Source organism: Streptomyces sp. NPDC048291 (assembly GCF_043201715.1).
GTDB lineage: Bacteria > Actinomycetota > Actinomycetes > Streptomycetales > Streptomycetaceae > Streptomyces.
Map to the genome: position 1 here is coordinate 164,340 of NZ_JBICZC010000006.1, position 13,256 is coordinate 177,595.

The 13,256-nt window shown below is 70.8% G+C and carries 12 protein-coding genes and 1 tRNA gene; 7 read left to right on the plus strand and 6 right to left on the minus strand.

Features of this window, described 5'->3' with window-relative positions; translation table 11 throughout:
- The first annotated feature begins 7 nt into the window (after positions 1–7).
- The 4 genes from efeB to ACGF5O_RS17525 all read left to right on the plus strand — a co-directional run bounded on the left by efeB (position 8) and on the right by ACGF5O_RS17525 (position 4,992).
- Complete coding sequence (gene efeB / locus ACGF5O_RS17510; protein WP_393810757.1) at positions 8–1,288, plus strand: iron uptake transporter deferrochelatase/peroxidase subunit; 1,281 nt, start codon at positions 8–10, stop codon at positions 1,286–1,288.
- Between the two features lie 166 nt (positions 1,289–1,454).
- Positions 1,455–2,390, plus strand: coding sequence for a prephenate dehydratase (gene pheA, locus ACGF5O_RS17515; protein ID WP_393810758.1), 936 nt, complete (start codon positions 1,455–1,457; stop codon positions 2,388–2,390).
- Positions 2,391–2,920: 530 nt separating this feature from the next.
- Positions 2,921–4,198, plus strand: a complete 1,278-nt coding sequence (gene serS / locus ACGF5O_RS17520; RefSeq protein WP_393810759.1) for a serine--tRNA ligase — start codon at positions 2,921–2,923, stop codon at positions 4,196–4,198.
- A complete protein-coding gene (locus ACGF5O_RS17525; RefSeq protein WP_393810760.1) occupies positions 4,195–4,992 on the plus strand; it encodes an HAD family hydrolase in 798 nt (265 codons plus the stop codon). The genes serS and ACGF5O_RS17525 overlap by 4 nt, the downstream gene beginning before the upstream one ends.
- A gap of 94 nt (positions 4,993–5,086) precedes the next feature.
- On the opposite strand, the gene ACGF5O_RS17530 is transcribed toward ACGF5O_RS17525, so the two are convergent.
- The 6 genes from ACGF5O_RS17530 to ACGF5O_RS17555 form a co-directional block, all read right to left on the minus strand.
- Positions 5,087–5,174: transfer RNA gene (locus ACGF5O_RS17530), tRNA-Ser, on the minus strand.
- A 276-nt stretch (positions 5,175–5,450) separates the two neighbouring features.
- The gene (locus ACGF5O_RS17535; RefSeq protein ID WP_393810761.1) at positions 5,451–5,663 is read right to left on the minus strand and encodes a hypothetical protein; all 213 of its coding nucleotides are present in this window, start codon (positions 5,661–5,663) and stop codon (positions 5,451–5,453) included.
- 79 nt (positions 5,664–5,742) lie between these two features.
- Complete coding sequence (locus ACGF5O_RS17540) at positions 5,743–6,462, minus strand: ABC transporter permease subunit (protein WP_393810762.1); 720 nt, start codon at positions 6,460–6,462, stop codon at positions 5,743–5,745.
- 10 nt (positions 6,463–6,472) lie between these two features.
- On the minus strand, positions 6,473–7,384 hold the full coding sequence (locus tag ACGF5O_RS17545; protein ID WP_393810763.1) for an ABC transporter ATP-binding protein: 912 nt from the start codon (positions 7,382–7,384) through the stop codon (positions 6,473–6,475).
- Positions 7,381–8,286 (minus strand): ABC transporter permease, encoded by a 906-nt coding sequence (locus tag ACGF5O_RS17550; protein ID WP_393810764.1) that lies wholly within the window; start codon positions 8,284–8,286, stop codon positions 7,381–7,383. Before ACGF5O_RS17550 ends, ACGF5O_RS17545 begins: the two co-directional genes overlap by 4 nt.
- Positions 8,276–9,241: an ABC transporter ATP-binding protein gene (locus ACGF5O_RS17555; RefSeq protein WP_393811083.1), complete on the minus strand. Its 966-nt coding sequence runs from the start codon at positions 9,239–9,241 to the stop codon at positions 8,276–8,278. Before ACGF5O_RS17555 ends, ACGF5O_RS17550 begins: the two co-directional genes overlap by 11 nt.
- A 236-nt stretch (positions 9,242–9,477) precedes the next feature.
- Between ACGF5O_RS17555 and ACGF5O_RS17560 the strand changes: the two genes are divergently transcribed.
- The 3 genes from ACGF5O_RS17560 to ACGF5O_RS17570 all read left to right on the plus strand — a co-directional run bounded on the left by ACGF5O_RS17560 (position 9,478) and on the right by ACGF5O_RS17570 (position 13,187).
- Complete coding sequence (locus tag ACGF5O_RS17560; RefSeq protein WP_393810765.1) at positions 9,478–10,326, plus strand: M24 family metallopeptidase; 849 nt, start codon at positions 9,478–9,480, stop codon at positions 10,324–10,326.
- A complete protein-coding gene (locus ACGF5O_RS17565) occupies positions 10,323–12,083 on the plus strand; it encodes an SDR family oxidoreductase (protein WP_393810766.1) in 1,761 nt (586 codons plus the stop codon). The genes ACGF5O_RS17560 and ACGF5O_RS17565 overlap by 4 nt, the downstream gene beginning before the upstream one ends.
- Before the next feature lie 156 nt (positions 12,084–12,239).
- On the plus strand, positions 12,240–13,187 hold the full coding sequence (locus ACGF5O_RS17570) for a MerR family transcriptional regulator (RefSeq protein ID WP_393810767.1): 948 nt from the start codon (positions 12,240–12,242) through the stop codon (positions 13,185–13,187).
- Positions 13,188–13,256: the final 69 nt, after the last annotated feature.

Below are 13,256 nucleotides of genomic sequence, written 5' to 3' on the forward strand. Positions count from 1 at the left end.
CCGCACCATGCCCGAACAGTCCCAGTCCGTCCACGAGGCCCGTACCCCCGCCGCCGAGGCTCCCCCGGCGGGGGGCGTCAGCCGGCGCGCGCTGCTCGGCACCGCCGGGGCCACCGGGCTCGTGCTCGGCGCGGCGGGCACGGGCGTCGGCTACGCGGCCGCCCCCGCCCAGGCCACCCCGCTCAGCTCGGTCGGCTCCGACCGGGCGATGTTTCACGGGAAACATCAGCCGGGCATCACCGAGGGCCTCCAGGCGCGCGGCCATCTCGTCGCCTTCGACCTGGCGGCGGGCGCGGGGCGCACCGAGGCCGCCGCGCTGCTGCGCCGCTGGTCGACGACGGCCCAGCGGCTGATGGCGGGCGAGCCGATGACGCAGGACGACACGGACGTGGCCCGGGACGCGGGCCCCTCCTCACTGACGCTCACCTTCGGCTTCGGCAACAGCTTCTTCAGCCGTACCGGCCTGGAGAAGCAGCGGCCGTCCGCGCTGGACCCGCTGCCCGACTTCTCCTCCGACCACCTCGACAGGTCGCGCAGCAACGGCGACCTGTGGGTGCAGATCGGCGCCGACGACGCCCTGGTCGCCTTCCACGCCCTGCGCGCGATCCAGAAGGACGCGGGCAGCGCGGCGAAGGTCCGCTGGCAGATGAACGGCTTCAACCGCACCCCGGGTGCCACCGCGCACCCCATGACGGCCCGCAACCTCATGGGCCAGCTGGACGGCACGCGCAACCCGAAGCCGACGGACTCGGACTTCGACCGGCGGATCTTCGTGCCGTCGACCGGGTCCAGCGACCCGGCGTGGATGGCGAACGGCTCCTACGCCGTCGTACGCCGGATCCGCATGCTCCTCGACGACTGGGAGAAGCTGTCGCTCACGGCCCAGGAGAACGTGATCGGGCGGAAGAAGTCGAACGGGGCACCGCTGACCGGGGGCACCGAGACGACGGCGATGGACTTGGAGAAGGCCAGGGCGGACGGGGAGTACGTCGTCCCGGTCAACGCCCACGCCCGGATCACCCGGCCCGACCAGAACGGGGGCTCGGCCATCCTGCGGCGCCCGTTCTCGTACCACGACGGCATCGACGCGGACGGGACGCCGGACGCGGGGCTGCTCTTCGTCTGCTGGCAGGCGGATCCGCTGCGCGGGTTCGTGCCGCTGCAGCGGAAGCTGGACCGCGGCGACGCACTGTCCGAGTACATCCGCCACGAGGCAAGCGGCCTGTTCGCGGTGCCGGGCGGCGCGGCCTCCGGGGAGTACGTGGGGCAGCGGCTCCTGGAGGGCTGAGAGAGGGCCGACAATCGGGTGATATCCGGCGATGGCCGGGCGATCTCCGGTTACCACAGTGGTTTCTGATCACTATTGGTGCGTTTCCGGGGTTCAAACCACCCGGTCGAGTGGATCCGATGAGACAAGGGAGCCGCGTCCCCCTGCGCCCATTAGGGTGAGGGACATGCCAGCGAGCTATGCGTATCTCGGTCCCGAAGGCACCTTCACCGAAGTCGCCCTGCGCACGCTTCCGGAGGCCGCCACCCGGGAGCTCATCCCGTACGTCTCCGTGCAGTCCGCGCTGGACGCCGTACGCAACGGCGAGGCCGAGGCCGCGTTCGTGCCGATCGAGAACTCCGTCGAGGGCGGGGTCACCACGACCCTCGACGAGCTGGTCGCGGGCCGGCCGCTGATGATCTACCGCGAGGTGCTGCTGTCGATCACCTTCGCGCTGCTGGTCCGCCCCGGCACCAAGCTCTCCGAGATCAAGACGGTGACCGCCCACCCGGTCGCCCAGCCGCAGGTCCGCAACTGGCTGCGGGCCCACCTCCCGGAGGCCGTCTGGGAGTCCGCCGCCTCGAACGCGGACGGTGCCCGGCTGGTCCAGGAGGGCCGTTACGACGCGGCCTTCGCGGGCGAGTTCGCGGCCGAGCGGTACGGCCTGGAGGCCCTGGAGACCGGGATCCACGACGCGGAGAACGCGCAGACCCGGTTCGTCCTGGTCGGCCGTCCGGCCCGGCCCGCGGCCCCGACCGGCGCGGACAAGACCTCGGTCGTGCTCTGGCAGAACGACGACCACCCCGGCGGGCTGCGCGACCTGCTCGGCGAGTTCGCCACCCGGGGCATCAACCTCATGCTCCTGCAGTCCCGGCCGACCGGCGCCGGCATCGGCAACTACTGCTTCTGCATCGACGCCGAGGGTCACATCTCCGACCGGCGGGTGGCGGAGGCCCTGATGGGGCTGAAGCGGATCTGCCGCCAGGTGCGGTTCCTGGGCTCCTACCCGCGGGCGGACGTCAGGCCGGGCGAGACCGTGGGGCCCACGCTGCCGGGGACGTCGGACGAGGAGTTCGTCGCCGCCTCGGACTGGGTGGCGCGCTGCCAGGACGGCCGCTTCTAACCGGTCACACCCTCATATCTTCGTTATCCACAGGGGTTATCCACAGGCACGCATCTCGACCTGGGGACAAGTCGACAGCGACGCATGAGTCTGTCGACAAATCGCCCTACGGGCCGTCGGCGCGACCCCGCTCGCCCACATCACCCTTCGTCCACTCGTTTCCCATGGTTCATCTTTTGGAGCGATGCCTTTCCACTCGAAAGAGGGTGTTGTCCCGGTTTGATCCGGGAATTCCTCTCTTCAGGCGCTGATCGCGGAGTGATCAATTCCGAAGTCCACACCCCATCCACACACCCTGTGGATAACTCTCGGGAGGGCGTGGATTCCTGTGGACAACCGCACCTCCAAGTCCCGCCCTCCACAAGGGAATCCAGTCAACCGCGAGCCCCGGCATTGCCCCGTCCCGGGGAGTGAGACACTTTTTATTGACACGCTCGGCAATTCCCCCATAACGGAACGTAAGCCGCGATTCGGAACACGTGTGAATAGTGATTCGTGGGGGGCAACCCCGCACCGGTAGCCTTGGCTGCGTGATTGACCTTCGCCTGCTCCGTGAGGACCCCGACCGTGTGCGCGCGTCCCAGCGCGCCCGTGGAGAGGACGTCGCGCTCGTCGACGCCCTCCTCTCTGCCGACGAGCGGCGCAGGTCCTCCGGCGTCCGCTTCGACGAGCTGCGCAACGAGCAGAAGTCGCTCGGCAAGCTCATTCCCAAGGCCGCCGGCGACGAGAAGGCCGAGCTGCTGAAGAAGGCCGGCCAGCTCGCCGCCGACGTCAAGGTCGCCGACGCCGAGCAGCACGAGGCCGACGAGGAGACCAAGCGCCTCGCGCTGCAGCTCGGCAACCTCGTGCACCCCGACGTCCCGGTCGGCGGTGAGGAGGACTTCGTCGTCCTGGAGACGCACGGCACCATCCGCGACTTCGGCGCCGAGGGTTTCGAGCCCAAGGACCACCTGGAGCTCGGCGAGGCGCTGGGCGCCATCGACGTCGAGCGCGGCGCCAAGGTGTCCGGCTCGCGCTTCTACTACCTGACAGGCGTCGGCGCGCTCCTGGAGCTGGCGCTGGTCAACGCGGCGATCGCGCAGGCCACCGAGGCCGGGTTCATCCCGATGCTGACCCCCGCGCTGGTCCGCCCGCGCGCCATGGAGGGCACCGGCTTCCTCGGCCAGGCCGCGGAGAACGTGTACCACCTGGACAAGGACGACTACTACCTGGTCGGCACCTCCGAGGTCCCGCTCGCCGCCTACCACATGGACGAGATCCTCGACGCGGACCAGCTGCCGCTGCGCTACGCGGGCTTCTCGCCCTGCTTCCGCCGCGAGGCGGGGACCTACGGCAAGGACACCCGCGGCATCTTCCGGGTGCACCAGTTCGACAAGGTCGAGATGTTCTCCTACGTCGCGCCCGAGGACGCGGAGAACGAGCACAAGCGGCTCCTGGACTGGGAGAAGCAGTGGCTGACCGGCCTTCAGCTGCCCTTCCAGGTCATCGACGTGGCCTCGGGCGACCTCGGCTCGTCGGCGTCCCGCAAGTACGACTGCGAGGCGTGGATCCCGACCCAGGGCAAGTACCGCGAGCTGACGTCGGCCTCCAACTGCGACAGCTTCCAGGCCCGCCGGCTCTCGGTCCGGATGCGGGACGGCAAGAAGGTGCAGCCGCTCTCGACGCTCAACGGCACGCTGTGCGCCGTACCGCGCACGATCGTGGCGATCCTGGAGAACCACCAGCTGGCCGACGGCTCGGTGCGCGTGCCCGAGGTGCTGCGCCCGTACCTGGGCGGCCGGGAGGTCCTGGAGCCGGTGTCCCGGTGAGCTTCCCCTACGGGCTCATCGCCACCGACCTCGACGGGACGCTGCTGCGCTCCGACGAGTCGATCTCCCCGCGCACCCGTGAAGCGCTCGCCGCGGCCACCGCGGCGGGCGCCGCGCACATCGTCGTCACCGGCCGCGCGGTCCCCTGGACCCGGCACATCCTCGACGACCTCGGCTACGACGGCCTCGCCGTGTGCGGCCAGGGCGCGCAGGTGTACGACGCCGGGGCGCACCGCCTGCTCACCTCCGTGACGCTGGACCGGCAGCTCGCCGCGATCGCCCTCGCGAAGATCGAGGCCGAGGTCGGCCCGCTGCGCCTCGCGGCGAGCCGTGACGGCCTCGACGGCGACGTGCTGGTGGGGCCGGGGTACGCGGTGTCGGGGCATCTCCCGTCGACCCCCTTCACGGACGTCGCCGACCTCTGGGCGGCCCCGCTGAACAAGATCTACATACAGCACCCGGAGCTGTCCGACGACGAGCTCGCGGAAGCGGCCCGGCAGGCGGCCGGGGGCTTCGTCACGGTGGCGATGGCGGGCGAGGGCATCGTGGAGCTGCTGCCCCTGGGGCTGTCGAAGGCGACGGGTCTCTCCCTGGCCGCGCGTCGGCTGGGCCTCAAGTCCGCCGACACGATCGCCTTCGGCGACATGCCGAACGACATCCCGATGTTCGCCTGGGCGGCTCGGGGGGTGGCCATGGCCAATGCTCATGAAGAGCTGAAGGCGGTGGCCGACGAGGTGACGTCCTCCAACGAGGAGGACGGGATCGCGGTGGTCGTGGAGCGTCTGCTGGGCTGAGGCCCGTCGTTTGCCCGCGGGTGCGTGGGGGCTGGTCGCGCAGTTCCCCGCACCCTTGACGGGGCGCTACGGCCGGGGCGTCTTGAACGTCTTGCGGAGGATGCACGGATCGAACGTGCGCGGGCTTTCCAGGCCCGACCATGGCTTAGCAAGCCAGTGCCTTACCACTCGGCCAATCCTCCGGGTGGGCGGCCCACGCGAGAGCGACGTCGCGTGCTCGAAGCGGCCGCCCCGGGCAGCTACACGGCGATCCGCCGACGGCTGCCCTGACGGGAGCGGGACGTACTGTCGTGCATGGACATCGTCCGGCTCCTCTCCCGGCTCATGGGGTGACACAACAACTGTGCCTGTGAGCCGAGTTGGGTGCCACTGATTAAAAGAGCCCGCTGAAGCGCCCCTTTTAGAGGCGCGGGGAACTGCGCGACCAGCCCCCCACGCACCCGCAGCCGAAGAACCACCTACCGGCGCCACCAACGCCGCCGGCCCTTGCTGAAGAACCACCCCGCCGGCGGCTCGTCCGACCGCCACGGCTGCGGCTCGGGACTCTCGGCCTTCCAGCGAGCCGCCAGCATCCGCGCCCGCGCGGACGGCTCGGACGTCTCCGCGGAGAGTATGAACTCCTCGTCCAGCGCGACACCGTCCCAGTCGGCGTCCGCGAAACCCTCGGCCATCCCCGTTCCTCTCCACGGAACATCCCCTTTGCCCAGTGTGCCCGGACCCAGGTGAAGCCCCCGTCAGTAAAGCGGGCGTCTACTCCTCGCCCGCCAGCGTCAGCGAACGCAGCTTCTGGCCGGCGTACCAGGTGGCCAGGACGGTCACCGCGACCAGCAGCACCGTGCCCGTCGTCAGGGACACGTCGGACGTGACCAGGTCGCCGCCGGTCACCTTGTGGGCGACCGCCAGGGACCACTGCTGCACGCTCAGCGTCCGCGCCCCGGGGACCAGGGAGCCGAACAGGGCCTCCCAGACCAGGGCGTAGACGAGCCCGAAGACCACCGCGTGCCGCGACACCGTGCCGAGCAGCAGGAAGAGCGCGGCGTAGGCGATGGAGGCGACCAGCGCGGCGACCGTGTAGGCGATGGCGATCTGCTGGCCGTTGCCGTTGAGGATGAAGCCCGCGACGAGCGTCGGCAGGGCGGAGAACACCATCGTCACGGCGATCGCCACGATCAGCTTGGTGAAGATGATCGTCGGCCGTTTGATCGGCTTGGACAGCAGGTACACCACCGAGCCGTCGTCGATCTCCGGGCCGATCGCGCCGGTGCCGGCGATGACGCCGATGATCGGCACCATCGTGGCGAGCCCGAGGCCGCCGAGCAGGTCGGCGGCCGTCTGGTCGTCGGCGCCCGCGAGGCCGCGGACGACGACGGAGATCGCGATGAGCAGCAGCGGCAGGGCGCCCAGGATGAGGGCCCGACGGCGGCCGAGCAGGGCCCGGTAGGTGAGCCGGGCGACTGTGGGGTCGTACATCTTCGGCCTCCTACGCCGCGACCAGATACGAGAACACGGATTCGAGGGACTCGTCGGACGGCGAGACCGTGAGCAGCCGGATGCCGTGGTCGCGGGCGACCTTGGGCAGCAGGGCGGTGAAGCGGCCGAAGTCGACGGCCTGGATGCGCAACGCGCCCTCGGCGAGGTCGACCTCGATCCCCGAGGTGGAGGGGTCGGCGATCAGGGCGGCCGCGAGGGCGCGGTCGTCGCTGGAGCGGACCAGGTAGCGGTGCGGGCGGTCGGTCATCAGGCGGCGGATCTTGCGGAAGTCGCCGCTGGCCGCGTGCCGTCCGGCGACCACGACCTCGATGTGCCAGGCGAGTTGCTCGACCTCTTCGAGGATGTGGGAGGAGAAGAGGACCGTGCGGCCCTCGTCGCCCATCCGCCGCAGCAGTTCCATGAGCTGCATGCGCTGGCGCGGGTCCATGCCGTTGAAGGGCTCGTCGAGCAGGAGCAGGGACGGGTCGTGGACCAGGGCGGACGCCATCTTCACGCGCTGGCGCATGCCCTTGGAGTACGTCTGGATCCTGCGGTTCTGGGCGTACTCCATCTCGACCGTGGCGAGCGCCTTCTGGGCGGCCTTGGCGCCGAGGCCGTGCAACTCGGCGTTGGCGACGACGAACTCGCGCCCGGTGAGGAAGTCGTACATCGCCTCGCGCTCGGGGACGATGCCGATGTGCTTGTAGATGGCCTCGTTGCGCCAGGTCGGCTGCCCGTCGAGGGTGACCGTGCCGGTGGAGGGGGCGAGGAAGCCGCCCATCATGTTGATGAGGGTGGACTTGCCGGCGCCGTTGGGGCCGAGGAGGCCGGTGACGCCGGGGCCGATGGTCATGGTGACGTCGTTGACGGCGACCACGTTGCCGAACCAGCGGGAGACGTGGTCGATGGAGAGCGTGGTCACAGTCCCACCTTCTTGTAGCGGCGCAGCAGAAGGCCGTAACTCGCGGCGATGAGGCCGAGGACGACGAGCAGGTACACCGCGCCTTGGGCGTGGGAGGGTCCGTCGCCGCCCGGGAAGGTGTTGGTGCCGCCGAGCAGGGCGGTGCTCAGGCCGCCGATCAGGGTGACCGGCGAGAACAGGCCGATCCACGGGATGGCCCCGGTGCTGCCCTGGGAGTCGGCGATGGCCTGGAGGGTGGAGACCGCGCCGTAGGAGATGGTCAGTACGGCGATCACGGCGGCGATGCCGAAGCCGCGGCGCGGGGTGACCGACGCGATGACCAGGCCGATACCGGCGAGGAGAAGGGAGAGCAGGGCCACCGATACCAGTCCCTGACCGAACCCCTTGCTCTGGTGGGCGAAGTCCATCTTGGCGAGCAGGGCGCCCACGTACAGCACGGCCAGCGGGGCGCCGGTCAGGATGAACAGGGCGGAGGCCAGGGCGGCGAACTTGGCCTGGACGTAGTCGGCGGTCTCGATGGGCCGCGAGAAGTACAGCGGGATGGTCTTGAAGCGCAGGTCGCGGGAGACGGCCTGGGGTGCCTGCGAGGCGACGTACAGGCTGATGACGGCCTGCATGATGATCGCGTACCGCGTGTAGGACACCGGCAGGTCGTGCGCCTTGGTGGCGACGGCGACGGCGACCATGATGGCCGCGGGCACGCACATCACCGCGAACAGCAGCATCGGCAGCACCTTGGACTTCACCGAGCGGCCGAGGCCGTAGGAGCCGCGCAGGGTCTGCGAGTAGAGGGACAGGCGGGCGTAGGCGCGGCCCAGGCGGGGGCCGTCGTAGCCGCGGTAGCCGATGTCGTGGATGCGGGACTGGTCGCCCGGTCCCGCGATGGGCTGGTCAACCGCCATGGACGGTCGCCTCCTTCCGCTGCTCGTCGTCGTTGGTGAAGACCTCGGAGATGTGGTGCCGGCGCTGCTCCATGCGCACCAGGCCGAGGCCGAGGTCGGCGACGACGTCGCGGACCAGGTCGTACGTCTCCTCGCCCTGGGCGGTGAGCAGCAGGATGTGGCCGGCGCCGGGGAGGCCGCCGCCCTCGTTGTCCGTCTCCACCCCGTGCGCGTGGAGCGCGTCGCGCACCGCGCGGGTGCCGTCCGGGTGCTCGTCGCTGTCGGTGACCTCGATGGCGAGGGTGGTCGTGGACTGCGTGAAGTCGGTGGTGGAGCTGGAGCGCAGCAGCTTGCCGCCGTCGACGACGACCACGTGGTCGCAGGTGCGTTCCAGTTCGCCGAGCAGGTGCGAGGTGACCAGGACCGAGATGCCGAAGTCGGTGTGGATCCGGCGGATCAGGCCGAGCATCTCGTCGCGGCCGACCGGGTCGAGGCCGTTGGTCGGCTCGTCCAGGAAGACCAGCTGCGGGTCGTGCACCAGGGCCTGGGCGAGCTTCACGCGCTGCTTCATGCCGGTCGAGTAGCCGCCGATGGGGCGGTACCGCTCCTCGTAGAGCCCGACGTGGCGCAGCGTGTCGGCGGTGCGCTCACGCGCGGCGGCGGGCGGCAGGCCGGACATGCGGGCCATGTGCACGACGAACTCGGTGGCCGAGACGTCGGGCGGCAGGCAGTCGTGCTCCGGCATGTAGCCCACGCGCTCGCGGATGGCGGCGCCCTTGGTCGCGACGTCGAGGCCGAGCACTTCGGCGCTGCCCTCGGTCGCGGGGGACAGACCCAGCAGGATCTTGATCAGGGTGGACTTGCCGGCGCCGTTGGCTCCGACGAGTCCGGTCACACCGGGTCCGATGTCCACGGACAGCCGGTCGAGCGCGGTCACCCGGGGGAACCGCTTGCTCAGGCTTTCGGTCGCGATCACAGTCACGCCATAGAAGGTAGTGACCCCCGCCACCCGGGTCGTCAGACCTTGGAGCCGTCTTGACGTCAGCCTCGAGTATTACGGGGCCCTAGGGGATCCCCTGCTTGAGAGCTACGCAGAGTTATCCACAGGCCTTTCCCCGCCTATTGACGCCGCCTCTAACAACTGTCACATTCATCGGTGTCAAGTTACGGGCACGTACCGCAGTCGACGGAGACGGGGACGGGACGGGGCGGATGACGACGGCAGTGGCTTCGAAGGAAGAACGCGCCACGGAGCTCGAGGGTTTCCGGCGGGTGCAGCGGCTCGCGTACGAGTGCGCGGAGGCGGTCGCCGCCCGGCTGGAGCCGGGGATCACCGAGCGTGAGGCGGCCCGGATGCAGCGCGAATGGCTGCGCGCACGGGGCGTGCGGGACTGGTTCCACCTCCCCTTCGCCTGGTTCGGCGACCGCACGGCGTTCACCGGCTTCCGGATACCGCTGCAGTTCTTCCCGACCGACCGCCGGCTGGAGCCCGGGATGCCCTTCATCCTGGACCTGGCCCCGGTGTACGAGGGCTGTACGGCCGACATCGGCTACTCGGGCTCCCTCGGGCCCAACCCCGTGCAGGACCGGCTGATGGCCGACCTGGAGGCGCACCGGGAGCTGATCCTGCGCGAGGTGCGCGAGCGGCGCCCGCTGCGCGAGATCTACGAGGACGTGGACCGCCTGATGGTCCGCCAGGGCTACGCCAACCGGCACCGCGCGTATCCCTTCGGGGTGATCGCCCACAAGGTGGACCGGGTGCGGCAGCGCCGCTGGTCACCGCACCTCTTCGGATTCGGCACCCAGTCCCTGAAGGGCCTGGCGGCCGACGCGCTGCACGGCCACCGCGAGGGCTGGTCGCCCCTGTGGTCGCCGTACCGCTTCTCCGACCACCCGCCGCGGCCGGGCCTGTGGGCGGTCGAACCGCACCTCGGTTTCCGGGGCACGGGCGCCAAGTTCGAGGAGATCCTCGTGGTCACCGACTCCCGGGACCCCGAGCAGAGCGCCTTCTGGCTGGACGACGATCTGCCGCACGTGCGGCGCTGGGCGGAGGACAAGTGACGGCACTGGAAGGCGCGCGCGAGCGCCGGGTACACACGGGCGGCGTCGACCTGTGCGTGGCGGAGCTGGGCGACCCGGCGGACCCGACGGTCGTCCTGGTCCACGGCTACCCGGACAGCAAGGAGGTCTGGTCCGAGGTCGCGACCCGGCTCGCCGGCCGCTTCCACGTCGTCCTGTACGACGTCCGCGGCCACGGCCGCTCCACGGCCCCGAAGCCCCTGCGCGGCGGCTTCACCCTCGCCAAGCTCACGGACGACTTCCTGGCGGTGGTCGACGCGGTCAGCCCGGACCGCCCGGTGCACCTCGTCGGCCACGACTGGGGCTCGGTGCAGTCCTGGGAGTTCGCCACGGTGGGACGCACAGAGGGCCGTATCGCCTCCTTCACGTCGATGTCCGGGCCGTCCCTGGACCACTTCGGGCACTGGATCAAGGCGCGCGTGCGGCGCCCGACCCCCCGCCGGGTGGGCCAGCTGCTCGGCCAGGGCGCCAAGTCCTGGTACGTGTACCTGCTGCACACCCCCGCCCTGCCCGAACTGGCCTGGCGCGGCCCGCTCGGCAAGGCCTGGCCGGGGATCCTGCAGCGGGCCGAGAAGCTCCCTCCGGGCGACTACCCGACGGCCTCCCTGCCCTCCGACGCGGCACACGGCGCCTGGCTGTACCGCGACAACGTACGGGCCCGGCTGCGCCGCCCGCGCGAGGACGCGTACGCGCACGCGCCCGTGCAGCTCATCACGCCCCTCGGCGACGCCTTCCTCTCCGAGCGGCTCTACGACGACCTGGAGCGCTGGGTGCCCCGGCTCACCCGGCGCACCCTGCCCGACAAGCACTGGATCCCGCGCACCCGGCCGGACCAGGTGGCGGCTTGGATCGAGGAGTTCGTACGGTCGGTCGAGGACGGCCCGGAGTCGGAGCCGAAGCCCGCCGACCGCCATGCCCAGCGGTTCGGCGGCCAGCTGGTCCTGGTCACCGGCGCGGGCAGCGGCATCGGTCGGGCGACGGCGTTCGCGTTCGCGGAGGCGGGCGCGCGGGTGGTGGCGGTGGACCGGGACGCGGAGGCCGCCGCCCGCACCGCCGAGCTGTCCCGGCTGGTCGGCGCGGCGGACGCGTGGGCGGAGACGGCGGACGTCTCCGACGAGCAGGCCATGGAGAAGCTCGCGGAGAAGGTCCACCGCGAGTACGGCGTCCTGGACGTGCTGGTCAACAACGCGGGCATCGGCCTGTCGGGCTCCTTCTTCACGACGACGACGCAGGACTGGCAGCGGGTCCTGGACGTCAACCTCTGGGGTGTGATCCACGGTTGCCGCCTCTTCGGAGCCCGGATGGCGGACCGCGCCCAGGGCGGCCACATCGTCAACGTCGCCTCGGCGGCGGCCTACCAGCCCTCCCGCGCCCTGCCGGCCTACAGCACCTCCAAGGCGGCGGTCCTGATGCTGTCCGAGTGCCTGCGCGCCGAACTGGCCTCCCGGCGCATCGGGGTGACGGCGATCTGCCCCGGCTTCATCAACACCAACATCACGTCGACGGCCCGCTTCACCGGGGTCGACGAGGAGGAGCAGCGTCGCCGGCAGCAGCGCTCGGCGAAGCTGTACGGGATGCGCAACTACCCGCCGGAGAAGGTTGCTTCGGCAATCCTGGAGGCGGTGGAACACAACCGCGCGGTGGTACCGGTGACGGCGGAGGCGCGGGGGATGCGGGTGCTTTCGCGGGTGGCGCCGGGGGTGCTGAGAAGGCTCGCGCGCGTGGAACCGAAGTTGTAACCGGCCGTCCTCCGACTCCGGCCCTTACGGGGCTACTCAGCTGCGGGCAGTCGTGCCGCTGGGGCGGCACGGGTGGGCGCGGCGGCACCCGGCCGGCGCCGGCAAGCGTCCCCACCCCCCGGCCCCCGCCCGGCCGCACCATCCAAGGAACCCCACATGACCGAGCCCCCGGCCACCCCCACCCACCGCATCGAGGACCTCGCCCACCTCTCCCGCACCACCGTCCGAACCATCCGCGCCTACCAGGACAAGGGCCTGCTCCCCCGCCCCGAACGCCGGGGCCGCGCCAACCTCTACTCCGACGCCCACCTCACCCGCCTCCACCAGATCGCCGACCTCCTCTCCCGCGGCTACACCCTCGCCTCCATCAAGGAGTTGCTCGACGCCTGGGACACCGGCCGCGGTCTGGCCGGCGTCCTCGGGCTGGTCACCGAGGCCGAGGGCCCCTGGACCGACGAGGAACCGGTGCGCCTGACCCGCGCCGATCTCGACGCCCGCTTCGGCGGCACCCCCGACGACGCGGCCGTGGCCGAGGCCGTGGCACTCGGCGTGCTGGAACCGGTGGCCGACGACCCCGGCTCCTTCCTCGTCCCCAGCCCCCAGGAGCTGGCCGTGGCAGCCGAGTTGTACGCGGCCGGCGTCCCCCTCCTCGCGATCTCGGAGCACCTGCGGGAGTTGAGACTCCAGGTCGAGCACATAGCGTCCCGTTTCCTGGAGTTCACCACCGAGCATGTCTTCGCCCGCTACCTCGACGACCCAGGCCACCGCACCGACGCCGGCGCGGCCGAAGCGGCCTCGCTCGTACGGCGCCTGCGCCCGCTGGCCCGGCAGACGATGGACGCCGAACTGGCCCGCGCCATGCGCCTGTTCGCGCCCCGCGAGGTCCGTCGGCAGCTCGGCGCGGGGGACCAGCCGAAAGCCCCGGACGAGACGCGTCCCGTGTCCCTCCCCGCCGGGACGATCGAGGCCGTGCGACGTCTCGTTGGCCCGGACCGCATCGCGGAGTTCATCGCACTGGCGGCCGAACGCGAGGTCGGCGCACGGCAGTTGGACGCCATCACCACAGATCACAGCCCTGTTAACGATCTTGACGAAACACCGTGAAATGCCCAGTACTTGTCCACAACTCGGCCAATTTCCTTGTGGATAACCGCACTTGGTTGTGGATCAAAC

What these genes read in the sequence shown, in the direction of transcription:
- efeB (WP_393810757.1), top strand. Translation starts at nt 8, where the DNA reads ATGCCCGAACAGTCCCAGTCCGTCCACGAGGCCCGTACCCCCGCCGCC.
- ACGF5O_RS17570 (WP_393810767.1), top strand. Translation starts at nt 12,240, where the DNA reads ATGACCGAGCCCCCGGCCACCCCCACCCACCGCATCGAGGACCTCGCC.
- pheA (WP_393810758.1), top strand. Translation starts at nt 1,455, where the DNA reads ATGCCAGCGAGCTATGCGTATCTCGGTCCCGAAGGCACCTTCACCGAA.
- ACGF5O_RS17550 (WP_393810764.1), bottom strand. Translation starts at nt 8,286, where the DNA reads ATGGCGGTTGACCAGCCCATCGCGGGACCGGGCGACCAGTCCCGCATC.
- ACGF5O_RS17560 (WP_393810765.1), top strand. Translation starts at nt 9,478, where the DNA reads ATGACGACGGCAGTGGCTTCGAAGGAAGAACGCGCCACGGAGCTCGAG.
- ACGF5O_RS17535 (WP_393810761.1), bottom strand. Translation starts at nt 5,663, where the DNA reads ATGGCCGAGGGTTTCGCGGACGCCGACTGGGACGGTGTCGCGCTGGAC.
- ACGF5O_RS17540 (WP_393810762.1), bottom strand. Translation starts at nt 6,462, where the DNA reads ATGTACGACCCCACAGTCGCCCGGCTCACCTACCGGGCCCTGCTCGGC.